The organism is Amycolatopsis sp. SID8362 (assembly GCF_010550475.1).
Taxonomy (GTDB): Bacteria; Actinomycetota; Actinomycetes; order Mycobacteriales; family Pseudonocardiaceae; genus Amycolatopsis; species Amycolatopsis eburnea.
On the sequence record NZ_JAAGNB010001706.1, the window covers coordinates 1 to 429 of the forward strand.

1 protein-coding gene is annotated in these 429 nt (G+C 75.5%); it reads right to left on the minus strand.

The features are described 5' to 3' along the window. Positions 1 to 429, minus strand: a 429-nt coding sequence (locus G3I65_RS52080) for an HD-GYP domain-containing protein (protein ID WP_160703473.1), incomplete at both ends; no start/stop codon positions are given.

Below are 429 nucleotides of genomic sequence, written 5' to 3' on the forward strand. Positions count from 1 at the left end.
GCACGGCGTCAGCGCGGCGCCGCCCGCGCCGAGCGGGTAGCCGGAGCCGTCGAGCCGCTCGTGGTGCGCCGCGGCGACGGCGGCGACGTCCGCCAAACCCTTTACGCGGCGCAGGATCCGGCCGGTCAGGTAGGGGTGCAGCCGGACCCGCTCGCGTTCGGCTTCGGTGAGCGGGCCGGGTTTTTCCCAGACGCTGTTGGGCACGCCCAGCCGTCCGAGGTCGTGCACGAGCCCAGCCCGCCGGACGAGCCGGGTGTCCGCTTCGGACAGTCCCGCGCGCCGGGCCGCTTCGGCGGCGAGGTCGGCCACGCCGCGGGAATGGCCGATGGCGAACGGGCACTTGAGGTCGGCGAAGTCGCCGATCGCGGTGAGCAGCTCGTCCAGCTCCGGCTCGGTGAGCGTCCGGTCGCGGTCCGGGGCCTGGTCGAG